At 71.4% G+C, this 16,423-nt stretch carries 17 protein-coding genes; 5 read left to right on the forward strand and 12 right to left on the reverse strand.

Annotated features, from left to right (window positions below; genetic code table 11):
- Position 1: 1 nt before the first annotated feature.
- Positions 2-2,506, forward strand: a complete 2,505-nt coding sequence (locus ACZ6W9_RS26135; protein ID WP_470120120.1) for a S8 family serine peptidase — start codon at positions 2-4, stop codon at positions 2,504-2,506.
- Positions 2,507-2,704: 198 nt separating this feature from the next.
- Here the strand turns inward: ACZ6W9_RS26135 and ACZ6W9_RS26140 are convergent, their stop codons facing one another.
- Positions 2,705-3,136, reverse strand: coding sequence for a hypothetical protein (locus ACZ6W9_RS26140; protein WP_389965859.1), 432 nt, complete (start codon positions 3,134-3,136; stop codon positions 2,705-2,707).
- Positions 3,137-3,923: 787 nt separating this feature from the next.
- Here ACZ6W9_RS26140 and ACZ6W9_RS26145 point away from each other — a divergent pair.
- The gene (locus ACZ6W9_RS26145) at positions 3,924-4,316 is read left to right on the forward strand and encodes a DUF2809 domain-containing protein (RefSeq protein ID WP_470120122.1); all 393 of its coding nucleotides are present in this window, start codon (positions 3,924-3,926) and stop codon (positions 4,314-4,316) included.
- A gap of 47 nt (positions 4,317-4,363) precedes the next feature.
- Here the strand turns inward: ACZ6W9_RS26145 and ACZ6W9_RS26150 are convergent, their stop codons facing one another.
- Both ACZ6W9_RS26150 and ACZ6W9_RS26155 read right to left on the reverse strand, forming a co-directional pair.
- A complete protein-coding gene (locus tag ACZ6W9_RS26150; RefSeq protein WP_389965864.1) occupies positions 4,364-5,011 on the reverse strand; it encodes a response regulator in 648 nt (215 codons plus the stop codon).
- Positions 5,008-6,198 (reverse strand): sensor histidine kinase, encoded by a 1,191-nt coding sequence (locus ACZ6W9_RS26155; protein WP_389965867.1) that lies wholly within the window; start codon positions 6,196-6,198, stop codon positions 5,008-5,010. Before ACZ6W9_RS26155 ends, ACZ6W9_RS26150 begins: the two co-directional genes overlap by 4 nt.
- A gap of 122 nt (positions 6,199-6,320) precedes the next feature.
- Between ACZ6W9_RS26155 and ACZ6W9_RS26160 the strand changes: the two genes are divergently transcribed.
- Entirely contained in the window at positions 6,321-7,160 is an 840-nt protein-coding gene (locus tag ACZ6W9_RS26160; RefSeq protein WP_389965870.1) for a CPBP family glutamic-type intramembrane protease, read from the forward strand.
- Here the strand turns inward: ACZ6W9_RS26160 and ACZ6W9_RS26165 are convergent.
- From ACZ6W9_RS26165 to ACZ6W9_RS26185, 5 genes are all read right to left on the reverse strand, one after another.
- Positions 7,115-7,681 (reverse strand): TetR family transcriptional regulator, encoded by a 567-nt coding sequence (locus ACZ6W9_RS26165; protein WP_389965873.1) that lies wholly within the window; start codon positions 7,679-7,681, stop codon positions 7,115-7,117. The genes ACZ6W9_RS26160 and ACZ6W9_RS26165 overlap by 46 nt on opposite strands.
- A gap of 58 nt (positions 7,682-7,739) precedes the next feature.
- Entirely contained in the window at positions 7,740-8,099 is a 360-nt protein-coding gene (locus ACZ6W9_RS26170) for a DoxX family protein (protein ID WP_389965876.1), read from the reverse strand.
- 184 nt (positions 8,100-8,283) lie between these two features.
- Positions 8,284-9,078 carry an MOSC domain-containing protein gene (locus ACZ6W9_RS26175; protein ID WP_389965879.1) on the reverse strand — a complete coding sequence of 265 codons (795 nt, stop codon included), beginning with the start codon at positions 9,076-9,078 and terminating at the stop codon, positions 8,284-8,286.
- A gap of 105 nt (positions 9,079-9,183) precedes the next feature.
- Positions 9,184-10,110 carry an RpnC/YadD family protein gene (locus ACZ6W9_RS26180; RefSeq protein WP_470120126.1) on the reverse strand — a complete coding sequence of 309 codons (927 nt, stop codon included), beginning with the start codon at positions 10,108-10,110 and terminating at the stop codon, positions 9,184-9,186.
- 207 nt (positions 10,111-10,317) lie between these two features.
- Positions 10,318-12,411, reverse strand: a complete 2,094-nt coding sequence (locus ACZ6W9_RS26185) for an MMPL family transporter (RefSeq protein WP_470120128.1) — start codon at positions 12,409-12,411, stop codon at positions 10,318-10,320.
- Positions 12,412-12,486: 75 nt separating this feature from the next.
- Between ACZ6W9_RS26185 and ACZ6W9_RS26190 the strand changes: the two genes are divergently transcribed.
- On the forward strand, positions 12,487-12,957 hold the full coding sequence (locus tag ACZ6W9_RS26190) for a MarR family winged helix-turn-helix transcriptional regulator (RefSeq protein WP_389960330.1): 471 nt from the start codon (positions 12,487-12,489) through the stop codon (positions 12,955-12,957).
- A gap of 173 nt (positions 12,958-13,130) precedes the next feature.
- Here ACZ6W9_RS26190 and ACZ6W9_RS26195 read toward each other — a convergent pair whose 3' ends face one another.
- Positions 13,131-13,844, reverse strand: coding sequence for an HAD family hydrolase (locus ACZ6W9_RS26195; protein WP_389960332.1), 714 nt, complete (start codon positions 13,842-13,844; stop codon positions 13,131-13,133).
- 261 nt (positions 13,845-14,105) lie between these two features.
- Between ACZ6W9_RS26195 and ACZ6W9_RS26200 the strand changes: the two genes are divergently transcribed.
- Positions 14,106-14,462 carry a hypothetical protein gene (locus tag ACZ6W9_RS26200; protein WP_389960334.1) on the forward strand — a complete coding sequence of 119 codons (357 nt, stop codon included), beginning with the start codon at positions 14,106-14,108 and terminating at the stop codon, positions 14,460-14,462.
- Here the strand turns inward: ACZ6W9_RS26200 and ACZ6W9_RS26205 are convergent.
- The 3 genes from ACZ6W9_RS26205 to ACZ6W9_RS26215 are packed head-to-tail and all read right to left on the reverse strand — an operon-like array spanning position 14,433 to position 16,374.
- Positions 14,433-15,245 (reverse strand): nucleotidyltransferase domain-containing protein, encoded by an 813-nt coding sequence (locus ACZ6W9_RS26205; RefSeq protein WP_389960336.1) that lies wholly within the window; start codon positions 15,243-15,245, stop codon positions 14,433-14,435. The two genes, ACZ6W9_RS26200 and ACZ6W9_RS26205, sit on opposite strands and share 30 nt — an antisense overlap.
- Positions 15,242-15,922: a nucleotidyltransferase domain-containing protein gene (locus ACZ6W9_RS26210; RefSeq protein ID WP_389960339.1), complete on the reverse strand. Its 681-nt coding sequence runs from the start codon at positions 15,920-15,922 to the stop codon at positions 15,242-15,244. Before ACZ6W9_RS26210 ends, ACZ6W9_RS26205 begins: the two co-directional genes overlap by 4 nt.
- Entirely contained in the window at positions 15,922-16,374 is a 453-nt protein-coding gene (locus ACZ6W9_RS26215) for an ASCH domain-containing protein (protein ID WP_470120131.1), read from the reverse strand. The genes ACZ6W9_RS26210 and ACZ6W9_RS26215 overlap by 1 nt, the downstream gene beginning before the upstream one ends.
- Positions 16,375-16,423: the final 49 nt, after the last annotated feature.

Raw genomic sequence — 16,423 nt, forward strand, 5'->3', positions numbered from 1 at the left:
CGTGAGATTCCCCCGTACGGCGCCCGCGATGGCGTGCGCCCTGAGCATGCTGGGCGTCGTCCTGACCGGCGCCACCCCGGCGCGGGCCGCCGCGGACGAGCCGGTGATCACCCCGGCCGTGCTGGCGAGCTTCGCCGAGCACGCCACCACGGACCTCTGGGTGCGCATGTCGGGCAGGGCCGACCTCGCGCCCGCGGCGAAGGCCAAGAGCCGTACCGCCCGCGGTCAGGACGTCGTCGACCGCCTGCACACCAACGCCGGCCGCGCCCAGGAGCCGCTGCGCAGGCTGCTGAAGGCCGAGGGCGTGAAGTCCGAGGCGTTCTGGGTCACCAACGCCGTCTACGTGGAGAACGCCTCCGAGGCGCTCGCCAAGAAGATCGCGAAGTTGCCCGGCGTCGAGGAGATCCGCGCGCCCGCGACGTACACCGTCCCCGAGCCGATCCGGAGCAAGCCCTCCGGGGCCGTCGCCGCGACGGGTCTCACCTGGGGCTTGACCAACATCAACGCCGATGACGTGTGGGAGCGGACCGGCCGCCGCGGCGAGGACATCGTCATCGCCAACATCGACTCCGGCGTGCAGTACGACCACCCCGCGCTGGTCGGGAGCTACCGGGGCGACAACGGCGACGGCACCTTCACCCACGACTACAACTGGTTCGACCCGCTCAGCGAGTGCGGGAGCGGCGCGCCCTGCGACATGAACTCCCACGGCACCCACACCATGGGCACCATGGCGGGCGACGACGGCCAGGGCAACCGCATCGGCGTCGCCCCGGGTGTGCGCTGGATCGCCGGCAAGGGCTGCTCCAGCGACACCTGCTCGGAGCGGGCCCTCGTCGCGACCTCGCAGTGGATGCTCGCACCCACCGACCGGTCCGGGTCCCACCCGGATGTGTCCAAGCGGCCGCACATCGTCAACAACTCCTGGGGTTCGCCGCTGACCACCCAGCCGTTCATGGAGGACATCCAGCTCGCCTGGGCGGCCTCCGGCATCATGGGCATCTGGTCCAACGGCAACGACGGCCCCGGCTGCCAGACCTCCGGGACGCCCGGAGGCCGCATCATCAACTACGCGGTCGGCGCGTACGACGCCGACAACAAGATCGCGAGCTTCTCCAGCCGCGGCCCAGGCCAGGACGGCGAGATCAAGCCGAACATCTCGGCCCCCGGCGTGAGCATCCGCTCGTCGATCCCCGGCGGCGGCTACGCCTTCTACGACGGGACCTCGATGGCGGCGCCGCACGTCGCCGGAGCGGTCGCGCTGCTGTGGTCGGCCCGCCCCGAGTACGCCCGCGACGTCGAGGGCACCCGCCTGCTGCTGGACCTGTCGGCCATCGACACCGACGACACCACCTGCGGCGGCACGGCGGCCGACAACGCCGTCTACGGTGAGGGCCGCCTGGACGCCCTGGCCCTGGTCGACGCCGGCACGAACGGCACCGCCACGCTGGCGGGCACCGTCACCGACGCCGCCACCGGAAAGCCGGTCCAGGGCGCCACCGTCACCGTCACCGGCCCGCTGACCCGCACCTCCACCCTCGGCGCCGAAGGAGCCTACGACTACGCGCTCATCGCGGGCGAGTACCAGGTCAAAGCCGAGGCGTTCGGCTACCAGACCACGACCGCGACCGTCACGCTGAGCAAAGACGACTCCGCCACCCGGGACATCGCGCTACCGCCGACCGCCCGGATCGACCTGACCGGCACCGTCACCGACGGATCCGGCCTCGGCCGCGGGCTCGCCGCGAAGGTCACCGCCGATGACGGCAAGGGCCACACCTGGAGCGCCGAGTCCGACCCCGGTACCGGCGCCTACCGGCTGCCCCTGCTCCCGTCGCTGGCCTACACCGTCACCATCCGCTCCACCGAACCCGGCTACGACCCGGCCGTCCGCCAGGTCACCATGGGCGAGACGGGCGGGCGGCTCGACGTCGGCCTGACCGTCTCCCTGGCCTGCGTCGCCCGAGGCTACAAGGTGGTCCGCGACGGCAGCACCCAGCCGTTCGACGGCACCGCCAAGCCCAAGGGCTGGACCGTCACCGACGTCGATCCCCGCATCCCCAACTACGCCTACCAGCCCGGCTGGGTCTTCACCGACGCAGGCAAGCGGGGCAACCACACCGGCGGCAAGGGCGGCTTCGCCATCGTCGACTCCCTGCACTCCGGCAAGGGCCATCTCCAGGACACCTACCTGACCAGCCCCTCCTACAACCTGACCGGCCGGACCACGGCCACCCTCGAGTTCGCCCACGACCTGAAACCCGCGGTCAACTCCACGACCGGCGTGGACCTCAGCGTGGACGGGGGACGCACCTGGAAGACCGTCTGGTCGGCCAAGGGCTTCCCCGGCGCCCCCGGCCCGGCCGTCCACGTCGTCCCGCTGGCCGCCGCCAACGGGCAGGCCGACGTCAAGGTCCGTCTCCACTACCGGGGGCAGCTGTCCGGTTGGTGGGCCGTCGACGACCTGTTCGTCGGCGACCGCGCCTGCCGGCCCGCGGCGAGCTGACCCTCCGCCGCTCAGTTGCTCAGCCGCTCCGCTGCTCAGAGCTGCTCAGAGCTGCTCTGAGCTGCTCAGCGCGACCCCCGGGCCCCGCCCGGGGGTCGCCCTGTGCGCACGACTTCCCGCGGGCGCCTGGTCGCCATCGCATCCCTGCTGCTCTGGCCATGTGATCCAAGCCCGCGCGCAGAGCCCGCGGGGTCGCGGTCAGGCCGGGATCTGCTTCTCGTACCAGGTGTAGTAGATGTAGGTGCTGTCAGGTCCGGTCAGCGTGCCGTAGACCTGCCAGAAGCTGTTGGCGTCGATCGAGTAGCGGAAGACCTTGTCCCCGGGCCGGTCGTCCGTGACAACCCGCATGGATCCGTTGGACCAGATCCGTATCTCGATCGCGAACGTCGAGGTGTCCGGGATGTCGAGGCAGATCTCGTACGAGTACGCCGATGGTCCGCCGATGTTGTAGCTACGACCGTCGATCGCCGGTCGCTGGATGTTGGTGGGAACGTAGCTGTTCAGAACCCGGGTGTACCCGCCCGCGGAGCAGTCGACTTCGGAGGTGGTCGCGGACGCGGGACCGGTGCCGGTGAGCGTGGCGCCGAGGACGCCGGTGACGACGGCGAGAGTGGAGATGGTGCGCTTCATGCCTCTCCTCATCCGTGCAGTGTCCCTCCAGCTAAGTAGTTGAAGGATAAACTGATTCTGGCTCGGTCACCGTATCCGGACAAGCCCGAGTGAGAATCCGTGCGCATTCGAGGCGGGCGAGTCATGTCCGGCCCTTATCGATGAACCTGGCCTGTCTGTTCTCGGTGAGGGCGTGGTTCACGAGGGCGTGCCTCTTTCCCGTGCCTGCTTCCCGGTGCCGCTCCTGACCCTCACGCCCGGGAGCGTCGGCGACGACATCGGCTGGAAACCGGAAGGCCGCAGAGGTGGTGTGCCGGCGAAAACCTGGCCGAGGACACTTCGCGGGCATACGTGCTCGGAAAACCCCGGCGGGCGATGACGGTGAACGGAAGCCTTCTCGCAGGCCGGTCGCAGCGCGGGGCTCCGGGCCGCAGGCGGAGGGCATACAGAATCAGAACCCGGCCCGATGGCCGATTCGTCCGCCTTCCCTCCGCATGAGTCAGGTGATCTCTACCAGACGATCCCGGCTGATGCCGATGGGCTGGAGTTTTCCAGGCCATGTCGAACCGCCGCGATCGGCCTTCCACAGGTCGGATGCCGGGAGATGTCCGGGCCGGCGCGACGTGGCGCTGTCACCACCGGAATCAACGCGAACACCGCTCCCAGAACGAGGAGCATGAAACCGGCCAGCAGAATCCGGTTCCCCGAACCGCCGATGAGCGGAAGGACGGCACTCGGCGGGGGCCGACCTGGTGCAACCGGCATGCCGCAGTAAGGGACGGGCCCTATGATCAGTTCGTCCTGATCGTTGAGATTCGGAGAAGACGTCGATCTCATGCGCAGCGCCATGGTCCTTCTGGGCGCCCTCGCCCTCGCCGTCGGCGCGTTCGCCCTCTTCTACCGAGGGCCGGGACAACCGTTCGTCCGCGGTTACGTGAGCGACGTCGGCGCCACCATGCTGGTCTACGCGTTCCTGGGGCTGCTGTGGCGCACCACTGCCGCACGCCGCATCTTGGCCGCGGCCGCGATCGCCATCGCCGTCGAGTTCTACCAAATGGCCGGCGTGACCCCGCCGGGCGTCGGCGGTGTCCTGGTCGGCGCGTTCCCTGACCCATGGGACCTGGTCGCCTATGCCATCGGTTTGGTCGTGGCCCTGGCCTGGGAACGTCGATCGGTCCGATCCGGCGATCGGGCCGGCTGACTCTCGGACGCCGCCCCACCCGGACGCTGACGGTACGGATCCGGACGTCACGGTGAGGGCCGGTGGGTCCGCTGCAGGTGCAGGGCGAGCCGCGTGCGGTCGCGGAGGCCGTATTTGCGGAGCAGGTTCGTGACGTGGTTCTTCACCGTTCCCTCGGTGATGAGCAGCCGGTCGGCGATCTGCCGGTTCGTGGCCCCGGTCGAGATCAGCCGGGCCACCTGCGCCTCCCTGACCGACAGCCTCTCCTGGTCGGGTAGCGCCGGTGTGGTGGAGCGGCGAAGCTCGGCGACCAGCCGGGCGGCCACCGGGGAGGCCAGCACCGTCTCGCCCCGGCCGGCCCGCCGGATGGCGTCGACCAGTTCCGCCGGAGTGCAGTCCTTGAGCAGGTAGCCGACGGCGCCGGCCCGCAACGCGCCGAAGATGTAGTCGTCCTCGTCGAACGTGCTGAGCACGACCGAGGCCACCGCCGGATACCGGACCGACAGCAGGGTGATGAGCTCGACGCCGTTCATCCTCGGCATCCGGGCGTCCACCAGCGCCACGTCCGGACGGCACCGTCCGGCGGCTCGCAGGGCCTCCTCGCCGTCGGCGGCCTCGCCCACGACCTCGATGCCCTCCTCGATCTCCAGTATCTTGCGCAGCCCCTGGCGGATGAGCTCCTGGTCGTCGGCCAGCAGGACCCTGACGGCGCTCACACCGCCGCTCCCGGGCGGACGGGCAGCTCCGCGCGCATCTCGAAACCGCCGCCGGGGCGGTCGCCCGCGACCAGGGTGCCGCCCACGGCCCGGGCGCGTTCGGCGAGCGAGCGCAGGCCGAACCCGCCGTGCGCGTCGCGGGGGCGTCCACCGCCGTCGTCGGTGACCGTCAGCACGACCCGGTCACCGAGGAAGGCCAGGCCGCCCCTCACCCGGCGGGCGCCGGAGTGCCGGACGGCGTTGGCCAGACCCTCCTGCAGCATCCGGTAGAGCACGAGTTCCACGTCGGGCTCCATCGGCACCTCCTCACCGGTGACCTCGAAGGAGACCTTGAGCCCCGTGCCGTCGAACGAGGCCGCCAGCTGTTGCAGCGCCGCGCTGCCGACGTGCCCGTCGAGCGCGAGCGGGCGCAGCGCCCGGACCCAGCGGCGGGCGTCGGCGAGCGCCTGGCGCGTGAGGTCCTTCGCCTGGCTCACCTCGTCCCAGGCGGCGTCGGGACGCCGGTGCCGGAACCGTTCCGCGTTCTCCAGGCCCATTTTGATCACCGTCAGGTGGTGGCCGACGGAGTCGTGCATCTCCGCGCCCATCCGCGCCCGTTCCCGGGCGACCGTCAGCTCCCTGATCCGGGCCAGCAGCCGCTGCGCCTCCTCACGCCTGCGCCGCGCCTCCAGCACGGCCGACATCATGCCCAGCACGAAGGTGGCGAACACGACGAGGGGTACGGTCTGCGCGACGGCGTCCAGGATCCCGCGCCCGTACACCTTCACGACCGAGAGGAACAGGCCGCAGCACAGGCAGCCGACGATCACGGCGGCCGTCCGCATGCCGTAGACGAACGCCAGGTTGGCGATGGAGATGAGCGGGAGCAACTGGTGGATCTCATCGGAGCCGGCCGGCCCCAGCGTGAACGTCGCCACCAGGAACACCACGGCCGCCGGCCCCCGCCATCCCCGGATGCGCCGCCACGGCAGCACGAGCCACAGCGCGCCCACCAGCGCCACGTTGGCGCCGAACACCGCGATCCGCGCGATCGGGAGGCCGGACGTTCCGGCGTGCACGGCGTAGGTGAGCGCGGTGGCGGCGAGCACCACCCAGAACACGACGCTCAGCAGCGGCGGTGGACCGGCGTCACGCGGCTGGACCGGGGAAGGCGGCCCGGGGACACGGGGCATCCGACGACGCGGCACGACACGACCCTAGTTTCTCGCGCCGCCGGTGTGATCCCCCCAAAGATCCATGACGAACGTCATGGTCGGTTCCTCCCGCGGGCCGATGCCGCACGACGGCCCGCTCCCTAGCGTGGCGGTTCATGAGAGTCACCCATCCCGTCTGGGCCGTCCTGATCACCGCCGTCGCCATGCTCGCGCAGGTGATCATCGGAACCGCCCCCGTGACGCTGCTCCTCGAACGCGACAACGTCCTCTACCGGCCCCTCGGCATGATCGGCATCACGCTGGCCTCGCTCGGGCTGGTCTACCTCATCCGCCGCCTCGGCCGCCAGCCGTGGCGGGGCGTCGGCCTGACGGGATCCCGGCGGGCCCCGTTGCACCTGCTGCTGGGCGCACTGGCGGGTATGGCCGGGATGGCCGCGGCGAACGCCCTTTCGGTGGCGGTCGGCGTCGCCGCCTGGCAGCCCTGGGAGATGGTCACGGCCGGATTGCCGTACCTGCCGCTGGCGATCGCGTTCGCCCTGCTCAGCCAGGCTTTTCCCGAGGAGCTGCTGTGGCGGGGGCACCTGTTCGACACCCTGTCCGGCCGGTTGATCCCGCCGGTGGTGCTGGCCGTGGTGTCGATCGGCTTCGGCGCGATGCACCTGATCTCCCAGAGCGCGGCCGACACCCCCGTCGAGCGACTGCTCTACGTGGGCCAGGCGGCCGCGCTCGGCTTCGCCTGCGCGGCCGCGCGAGCCCGTACCGGGGCGCTGTGGGCGGCGGTCGGTGTGCACACCGGCTCCCACATCGCCAACATGCTGCTGCCCACCCGGGACATCACCTACAGTGTGCAAATCGTCATCATGATCGCCACGCTCTCCGCCACCGGCCTGCTCATCCTGGCCGGCCGCCGACGAGGCGGAGGCGACCGGCACGGAGACCGTGGTGACGCTCACACGGCGGGTCCCTCGGGGACGAGGGGCAGGAGGAGCTCGTAGAGGTCGCGAAGGCGGTCGGGGCCGACGGGAGGAAAGACGAGGGTTGCGCCGACGGCGAGGAGGTAGGGCAGGAGGGCCGCGGTCCGGGCCTCCTCGTCACCGGCGGCGGCCGGTCGCCACACCCGCTGGAGCGCGGCCAGCCGTGCCTCGTCGAGGCGGGTCTGCACGGCCCGCACGTCGGCGTCCCAGGTCGCCCACGCCCGCAGTGCGGTCTCGACCTCGGGCCGGTAGAGCCCCGCGCCGTCGGAGCCGACGAGATTCGTCAGTCGGGTGAGGACGGCTCGGGGACCGGCCGATTCGCCCACCTCGGAGATGGCGTTCTCCAGCGCTTCGATCGAAAGGCGCTCGAAGTGGGCGAGAAGCGCTTTCTTGTACCCGTCGGCGCCGTCGAAGTGATGGTGGAACGACCCCTTCGACAGGTTGAGCCGGGCGGCGATCCGGTCGATCCGGATCCCTGCCGCGCCTTCCTCCGCGAGGACCTTCAGGCCCTCGTCCAGCCACCGGGCCCGTGCCGTGCTCATCCGGCGAACGTACCACAGGGTATGGAACGGCCTGCGCTCGTCAGGACGCTCGCGAGCGTCATGCCAGGAAGCCGTAGACGCCGACGGCGACGCAGATCAGCAGCATGCCGACGGCGTTGAGGAGGAGGTTGCGGCCGAAGTCCCGGGCCGCGATGTGCATTCCGATGGCGACGACGAAGTAGAGCACGAGGGCGGCGCAGGTGACGGCGCCGAGATACGGCAGCCGGATGCCGAGGATCAGGCCGGCGGCCGCGGCGAACTTCAGCGGCGGCAGCATCCACCAGTGACGCCGCGGCCAGTTCACGTCCTCAAGGCACCGGGCGATGAACGGGACGGGTTTGATGCACATGACGGCGTCCCCGGCCTGAATGAGCGCCAGGAGGACCACCGGCCAGACGGGGTCGGGCAATGCGGACATGTCTCTCCTCGAATCGGGATCACCTGACCGTACCATACGGTATGGTACGGTCACCGGCCGGCCTTCCGCCGCTGGAGAGCCGATTCGTCTCATCACGGCCGGCGGGGTCGTCGCCTCGATGAGACGGGGGTTCCGCTGACCTGCCCCGAGATGGGGCCGATCGTCCTGAATCCAGAGCTGAGGACTAGCCCGGCCGGACCTCGTCGCCGACCCTCAGCTCGCCGAGGTTCCTGGGCACCAGGCGGATGCCGAACCAGGTGTTCCCGTCCCAGCGGCGATGCTTGGCCAGGGTTCTCAGGGGTTCCTTGCCGCGCTCCTGGGTGGCCGGGTCCCAGATGGTGGTGGCGCAGCGGTCGCACGCCACCGACACGCGGAAGTCGACCTCCCCGATGCGGACCGACGTCCAGGCGTCCTCCGCGAAGGGTTCCTCGCCGTCGATGACGACGTTGGGCCGGAAGCGGGCGATGTCGAGGGGGCCGGGGGGTTGCTCCTGGCGTTCCGCGGCGCCTTCGGTGATCCAGTCGTCCAGGAGCCGGAGCGAGTTCCTGGAGACGAGATGGAGGGGGCCGTCCCAGAGGCCGCCCTGCTTCTCGGTGATGGTCCGGCGTCCAGGATCGTCCAGCCAGACGAGACGGGCGGGCTTGCCGAGCAGGCGGGTGAACCACTCGTGGGCGTCGGCGTGGGCGAGTACGGCCCGATCGAGGGTGGAGCAGTCCAGCGGGATCGTGTCACCGGTGGCGGGGGGAACCTTGATCTCGCCCAAGCCCTCCGCCGACAGGTGGAGACCGCCTTCGGGGGTCTCGACGGCCGAAACCGAGAGGAGCCGGGGGTACTCGCCCACCCAGATCAGCTCTCCCGACGGGTCCACCACGCCCCAGCGGCGGTCGCCCTCCAGGCCCCAGGGAAGGACCCGGGCGGATGGGCGGGAGATGCCTTTGGCGGACTTGAGGGGGTAGGTGCGGATCTCCGCTAGCTCCATTGGCCAAGAATAGAAGAAAGCGCTCTCTCGGGGTATGGGAGCGTGCCCACGAGGTGTCCGAAGCGGGGGCGCCGGGCCCCCGTTCGGCTCGTGGGCGGGTTTTCGTCAGTGGTTCTCTTCGCTCGTCTCGTGGAACAGGTCGTGGGTGGTCCGGGCGGTCGCCGCGCGGGCCGCCCAGGTCTCCAGGAGGGCGAGGTCGGTGCAGGAGGCGATCCGGGTGCGGATGTCGTCGGGGACGTCGAGGCCGCGGGCGTTCAGCACCAGCAGGACCAGCCTGGCGGCCTCCTCGGCCCTGCCTTCAGTTTTGCCTTCCGCCTTGCCTTCCGCCTTGCCCTCTGCTTTGCCGTCCTCCCGGCCGCGGCCGTAGTGCTCGCGGGCGAAGGGGCTGTAGACGGGCCAGGTGGCAGACTTCATGATCTCCTCCAGGAGACGCCGCGCCTCGGGCGCGGACATGTCGTAAGCGTATTCATAGTACTGCGGAGCGTGTTCGGCGGGGAGTTCGGCGAGTCCGGTGGCGAAGGCCTCGACGACTTTGCGGTCGTGGCCGTGGGCCATGACCGCCAGGGCCGCCAGTTCTGGGTGGGCGGCGGCCTGCCGGGGGTCGGTGATGGCCGGGATGGCGCCGGGCCCGAGCACCCGGGGGTGCGGGCGGTAGCCGGTCAGTCCGGAGTCGATGGGCCGGGAGTAGTGCTGGGCGGTGCGGGTGTCGGGGCAGACGACCAGGACGGTGGCGTCGCATTTGAGCATCAGCCAGGCGTGGGCGGCGTAGCGGGCCAGCTGGCGGGGGTCTTTGGAGGTGTCCTTCTGGATCTCGACGATGATGACGTGCGCGGGGCTGGGCGGTGGTCCCAGGACGACGACGAGGTCGGGTTCGATGTCGTCGGAGGGGCGGGTGTTGAAGGTGAAGTTCTCCGTGCGGGTCAGCGGTGTGTCGGGCAGGTCCTGGCCGAGGAGGTCGCGCAGGACCTCCACGGCCAGTCGGGGGTGGTCACGGAAGAGCTCGATGAGAGCGTCGTGAGCAGGAGACGGCATGTCGCTTACCGTAACGTGAACACCACTTTACGTGACGGCTTTTCATCGAACAGGACGAGGATGAAGTTGTTCTCCTTCGCCGCACTCCCACCGTGGCGGCAGGTGGTCCGGTGATCACGCGGGTCTCGGCGGCGGGGTCGCGGCCGGCCCGGCGGTCTCCGTCCACGCGTCCGGTGGATGGAAACCGCCGGTGGCCGGATCAGGGGGTCACCGCGGTGCCCCCACCGGTTCCGGGGACGCAGGCCGTACCTCGGAGCGGCTCAGGCGGCCGGGCCACCAGGCGCGCGGGCCCAGGTCGCGCACCAGCGCCGGGACCAGCAGGGACCGCACCACCAGTGTGTCGAGCAGCACGCCGAAGGCGACGATGAACGCGAGCTGCGCCAGGAACGCCAGCGGGATCACCACCAGCGCGGCGAAGGTGGCGGCGAGCACGACGCCCGCCGAGGTGATCACCCCGCCGGTGGTGACCAGGCCGCGCAGCACGCCTTCCCGGGCCCCGTGGCGCGCGGTCTCCTCGCGCACCCTGGACATGAGGAAGATGTTGTAGTCCACGCCCAGCGCGACCAGGAAGACGAAGCCGTACAGCGGCACCGACGCGTCGCTGCCGGTGAACCCGAGCAGGTGCGTGAAGATCAGCGTGGAGACGCCGAGGGTGGCCAGGAAGTTCAGCGCCACGGTGACCACCAGGAGCACCGGCGCCACCAGCGAACGCAGCAGGAAGATCAGGATGAGCAGGATGATCACCAGGACGACCGGGACGATGAGCAGCGTGTCGCTCCGCGCGGTCTCCGTGGTGTCGTACTGCTGGGCGCTGTACCCGCCGACCATGACGCCGTCCTCGGTGTCGAGCGCGGCGCGCAGCCGCTTCACCGTGTCCTGGGCGGCGTCGCCGTCCGGCGCGTCGCGCAGCGTCGCCTCGACCAGGGCGCGCCCGTCGACGACCTTGGGCTCGCCGCCCGGCCGGCCGCTCTGCGAGACCGGCTCGGCGCCGGAGACGCCCTCGACGCCGCGGGCCTTCTCCGCCACGGCCGCGGCGCGCCCGGCGGGGACGACGACGACCGCGGGCTGCCCGGAACCTCCGGGGAAGTGCTCGCTCAGCGTCGCCTGCGCCGCGACCGACGGCGCGTCGTTCACGAAGGTCTCGTCCAGCGGGACGCCCCGGGCGTTGAGCTGCGGCGCGAAGAGGGCCAGGGCGACGAGCGGCAGCAGGGTCGCGATCCACAGCCGGCGCGGATGGCGGGCGACGAGGGAGGCCACCCGGCCCCAGATGCCGCGGTTCCCGGCGTCGGCCGGGCGCGGCTTGGCCGGCCACAGCGCGGCGCGGCCCAGCAGGACGAGGACGGCGGGCAGGAAGGTGAGCGCGCTGAGCGCGGCGCACGCGATGCCGATGGCGCCCACCGGGCCGAGTGCGCGGTTGTTGGTCAGGCTGCTGAGCAGCAGTGCGAGCAGTGCCAGGGCCACCGTGGCGGCGCTGGCGACGATCGGCTCGAACGAACGGCGCAGCGCGACGCGGCCCGCGGCGAAGCGGTCGCCGGTCGCGGCCAGCTCCTCCCGGAAACGGGAGGTCAGCAGCAGCGCGTAGTCGGTGGCCGCGCCGATGACCAGGATGAACAGGATGCCCTGCACCTGACCGTCGACCCGGACGATGTCGTGGTCGGCCAGGAAGTACACCACGGCACAGGCCAGTCCCAGGGCGAACACCGCGCCGATGATGATGACGAACGGCAGCAGCACGCTCCGGTACACCGCCAGCAGGATGACCAGTACGGTGACCAGCGCCACCCCGAGCAGCAGACCGTCGATCCCGGCGAAGGCGTCGGACAGGTCGGCCCGGGTGGCCGCCGGTCCGGCGAGCTGGGCCCGCAGGCCGTCGACCGCCACCGCCGAACCGATCCGGTCCAGGGTCTCGCCGAGCGAGTCCTCGACGGCGGGGCTGAGCTGGACCACGCCCTGCAGCGCCCGGCCGTCATCCGATCCGATGGCGGGGGAGGGCGTTCCGGTGACGCCCTCCGTGCCGCGCAGCGCGGCGAGCTTCCGCGTCGCCGTGGCGGTCTGCTCGGAGGTGACGGCCCCGCCGTCCGCGGTCCACACCACGATGAGCGGCTGCGTGTCACCCTCGCGGAACTTCTCCTGGACCTCCAGCACGCGTGTCGACTCCGCGCTCTGGGGCAGGAAGGCGGCCTGGTCGTTGGTGGAGACCTCGGCGAGCTTGCCGGCGAAGGGCCCCAGCCCGCCGCCGACGGCCAGCCAGACCAGTACCAGCAGGGCCGGGATGAGCCAGCGGATTCGCTTCCGTGCCATGGGGTCGCCTCTCCGTGATGCCATATGACTCAATTATTAAGATATTCAATGATTGAGTTAATGTAGCATGGCGGCATGGACGGTGACGGCGAGGGGGGCATCGACCGGCTGGCCTTCGCGATACGGCTGCGCAGGATGACCGCGGAGTTCAACCGCATCGCCCACGAGTTCGCCGGTGAGCACGGGCTGCACCACACCGACGTCCAGGCGCTCATCAAGATCTTCGACGCCCCCGAGCCGATCACCCCCACCCGGCTGCGGGAGGAGCTGAACCTCACCTCCGGCGCGGTCACCGCGTGCCTCGACCGGCTGGAGCGGGCCGGTCACATCCGCCGGGTCCGTGACGCGCACGACCGGCGCGTGGTCCACCTGCACTACCTCGACGCGGCCAAGGAGCTGGCCGGAGCCTTCTTCCGCCCGCTCGGCCGCAGCACGGACAACACCCTGCGACGGTTCAGCCCGGAGGAACTGCGCACCGTGGCCGCCTTCCTCGACGCCATGAACGAGGAACTCGACGCGCTGCGCGGCGCACCCGGCTCTCCCTGACGTCTCCGCCGGGTTCCCTCCCGAAGGTCTCACGCCGAGATCTTCGGCCACGCGGGCCGAATGGTTGCGCCCCGACCCGGCTCCTCAGAACACGCGCGCTGGACGGATGGACGTCCAGCGCGCGTGGCTTCGTGCGGAGAGGAGCGGCGCCCGTTCCTGTCACGACGGCCACCTCAGCGGGCGGTCACCACGGGGACGGCCAGAAGCGCATCGGCCAGCCGGGGCAGCGAGGAGACGACCAAGCCGCCCGCGGCGGCGAGTTGCTTGCGGCGGCCGTGTTCACTCACCACTCCGATCGCCCGGAGGCCGGCGTCCCGGGCCGTGTGCATGCCCCCGACAGACCGGCTGACCAGTGTGCAGGTGGAAGGTCGCAGCCCCATGGCCTTCACCGCCTGCCGTACGAGGCCGACGTACGGAAGGTCCTCGGTCATCCGTAGCCGCTCGCGTCCGAGGACCGGCCCCACCAGGGGGCGCAGGCCGTGCGTCTCCAGATGAGCCTCCATGGCGGCGGAGCAGGCGCCGCCCACCACGGCGACGGGTCTGCCGCCGGCCTGACACGCTCGTAGCACCTCGTGAATCCCGGATGTGGGTGCCGCCGTCACGGCCGCCGCCGTCTCGGCCTCCCGCACGATCTCCTCGGCCGCGGCGCCGTGATCCCGGCCGACGTCGTGTGCGTAGGCCAGCATCCAGAGCGGATCGGTCAGGAGGGAGGTCAGGAGCGTCATCCTGTGTCCCGCCGCGAAAAGGCCGTCGCGGATCCTTTCGGCGACCGCCGCGGTGTCCACCTCGGTGACCAGGTCGCACAGCGTGCCGTCGAAGGGGACCAGCACGGCATGGGTCCGCTCCAGAACATGGGCGACATGGGGCCGCACCCGTGCGCTCGTCACCCGGAACCCTCCTGATCATGACGGTCCGCCAGGTGTGTGCGCCGCCGCACGACCGGAGATGCTCGGCGGGGCGTCGCGCGTGACGCCGTACGGCCCGCCGCCCTACATGATCACATGGGGCCGATCCGTGTCCACCGTCCCTCTCGGACGGGTGACGGCGGACACCCGCGCGGACCCTTCACACGCGCTCCCCGGGACCACCACAAGCCCCTGCTTGGCTTCCCTCTCATGAAGCGGGAACCCATCAGACAGGAGCCGGACATGGGACGGCGGCTCGCGCCGGTTCCGGTCAGAACGGGGACGACGGGGGAGGACCGGGCGGACCGCGCGGCCTTCCTCACGGTGATGTCGCTGCCGGCGTTGGCGCTCGCGGACTGGTTCGTTGTGACGACCGTCATCCGCGAGGTCCAGTGTGAGCAGTACGAGCGCGGCGGCGTCCTGGACTGCGGTGGTTCACCCGCGATGGAGGAGGCGTACACCACCGGACTGCTGCTGACGGTCCCGGCCCTGGCGGTCCAGCTGTGGCTGATCGGGTTCGCGATCCGGTGGCTCCGGAACGGGTCACGCCCCTCCCTCGGATGGATGCGCTCACGTCGCGAAGGGAGCCGACGGGGCTGACCTCCGATCCGTGGGCCCGGCCCCGTTCCCGGCCCGCGTCGCCAGGCGGGCGCGGACGACGAGGTCGTGGAGGAGATCGCCCGCATCCGGCGTCTCCGGCAGGTGTGAGGCGTCCCGGGCCTCCTCCAGGACGGCGGTCAGCCGGGTGACGTCGCGTTCCAGCCGCGCGCGGCCGGGGCCGTCCGCGGGCGGCGCCCCGTGCTCCGCGTGCCGCTTGGCGGCCATCAGCTCCGCCAGGTACGGCGGGCCGCCGTCCAGCCGGGTGAGGTCGGCGACGAGCGTTCCGGTGCGCATCAGGTGGATGCCGGTGAGCAGCACCCGGAACGTGTAGAGCAGTGGCTTGAGCTCCCCGGACCGCTCGAACAGGCGCCACTGCGTCCGGGCGAAACCCAGGTAGTGGTGGGCGTGGTGGCGGGTCAGGCAGCCGGGTGCGGCGGCGGCCAGCTCCTCGTGCACCGGGGACGTCGTCACCACCAGCGGGGACAGCAGCTGCTCCAGCACGTAGCCGTTGCGGCGCAGCAGCAGCCGGCAGAACTTGGCCAGGTCGTGGGTGACGAGGTCCACCTCCACACCGTGACGGGTCCACGAGCGGGTGACGGTCTCCTCGGCGGCCCGCAGCCCGACGACGTCCTCCAGCGGCAGCAGGTGCACGCCGCGCAGGTCCACGTCGGAGTCGACGGACGGGAAACCGTACAGGTGCGCGCCGCTGACCGTGGCGAACGCCAGGGTGTGCGGCTGCTCGGCGGGGACCTCGGCCAGCCAGGCCGGGAGATGGACGGTCACAGTGATGCCCTCCGTACGGTCACCAGGTAGTCCTCGACGGTCCGGCGGTCGGGGGCCTCCGGCAGCGCGCCGGAGGCGCCGAGACGGTCGAGGTCCGCGGCCAGCTCCGCCCGCCAGCGCTCCACCTCCGGCCAGGGGATCTCGCCCCGCCGCAGCGCCAGCAGCCGGTCGCGGTGGGCGCCTACCCGGACCAGCGGCTCGCCCTCGCGGGCCAGGTGGAGGCCGCTGAGCATCAGCCTGATCATGTGCATGGCCTGCTTCCACTTCGGCCGTTCGGGGTCGAGCCTGCGGAGCTGCGCCTGGGCGTACCCGGCGAACGTCCGGTGGGCGCGCCGGGACAGGAAGGCGCGGCGGATCGCCAGCAGTTCCTCGCCCGCCGGGGTGAGCCGCTCGACGATCGGCGACCACAGGCACTCCAGGACCGTCGGGTTGGCCTCCAGCGCCAGGACGCAGAACCGCTCGACCTCCCAGGAGAACTGCTCGGGCAGCGGCCCCTCGATGTGGGTCGGCGGCTTGTCCAGCCGCCAGAACAGCGGGGCGGGCGCGGCGAAGACCCCGCGCCGGTCCACGTCGGAGTCCTCGGTCGCGAGGCCGTAGGCGCGGGAACCGGTCACCACCGACAGCACCAGGTGGTCCGGGACGCTGACCGGGCAAGCCTCCCGATCCGAGCGGACCATCAGGCGGTACGGAGATCGGCGACGACGCGGAAGCGCTCCAGGACCACCGGGGTGGCGTCGTCCACGGTGAAGGCGGCGTCGCCCAGCGCCGAGCGCATCTCCGGGCCGTGCCAGAACTCCTCGTGGGCCGCGCGCCACTGTTCGGCCGTCGTGTGGCCCTCGCCCTCGTCCGCCGCGTGGGCGTCGTCCACCTCGCCCAGCGGTACGACGCGCACGCTCGTCACCTCGATGACGGCCACCGGACGGCCGGCGGAGTCCACCACCGCCGACCGGCCGCTGACCTCGGGCAGCGGCTCGCCCGCCCGCTCGTATTCGACGGCGAGGGAGGTGGTGGCGGTCTTACGGCCGTCGAGGATCGCCGCGACGAGCGCGTCCCGCAGGGGGCCGGGGAAGGCGAACTCGGCCTCCGGCAGGCCGGCGGTGTCCGGCGACCCGCCGGAATCGGATGTCATGAGGGACCACCCTAACGATCCGGCGGACCGTCAGGGGTGAGCCAGTCGA

It is taken from the genome of Streptosporangium sp. NPDC053982 (assembly GCF_055585205.1).

Excerpts from the sequence above, each read along its gene's own strand:
- ACZ6W9_RS26165 (WP_389965873.1), bottom strand. The coding sequence starts at position 7,681 with ATGAGCACGGCACGGGCCCGGTGGCTGGACGAGGGCCTGAAGGTCCTC.
- ACZ6W9_RS26170 (WP_389965876.1), bottom strand. The coding sequence starts at position 8,099 with ATGTCCGCATTGCCCGACCCCGTCTGGCCGGTGGTCCTCCTGGCGCTC.
- ACZ6W9_RS26175 (WP_389965879.1), bottom strand. The coding sequence starts at position 9,078 with ATGGAGCTAGCGGAGATCCGCACCTACCCCCTCAAGTCCGCCAAAGGC.
- ACZ6W9_RS26180 (WP_470120126.1), bottom strand. The coding sequence starts at position 10,110 with ATGCCGTCTCCTGCTCACGACGCTCTCATCGAGCTCTTCCGTGACCAC.
- ACZ6W9_RS26215 (WP_470120131.1), bottom strand. The coding sequence starts at position 16,374 with ATGACATCCGATTCCGGCGGGTCGCCGGACACCGCCGGCCTGCCGGAG.
- ACZ6W9_RS26210 (WP_389960339.1), bottom strand. The coding sequence starts at position 15,922 with ATGGTCCGCTCGGATCGGGAGGCTTGCCCGGTCAGCGTCCCGGACCAC.
- ACZ6W9_RS26160 (WP_389965870.1), top strand. The coding sequence starts at position 6,321 with ATGAGAGTCACCCATCCCGTCTGGGCCGTCCTGATCACCGCCGTCGCC.
- ACZ6W9_RS26190 (WP_389960330.1), top strand. The coding sequence starts at position 12,487 with ATGGACGGTGACGGCGAGGGGGGCATCGACCGGCTGGCCTTCGCGATA.
- ACZ6W9_RS26200 (WP_389960334.1), top strand. The coding sequence starts at position 14,106 with ATGGGACGGCGGCTCGCGCCGGTTCCGGTCAGAACGGGGACGACGGGG.
- ACZ6W9_RS26185 (WP_470120128.1), bottom strand. The coding sequence starts at position 12,411 with ATGGCACGGAAGCGAATCCGCTGGCTCATCCCGGCCCTGCTGGTACTG.
- ACZ6W9_RS26140 (WP_389965859.1), bottom strand. The coding sequence starts at position 3,136 with ATGAAGCGCACCATCTCCACTCTCGCCGTCGTCACCGGCGTCCTCGGC.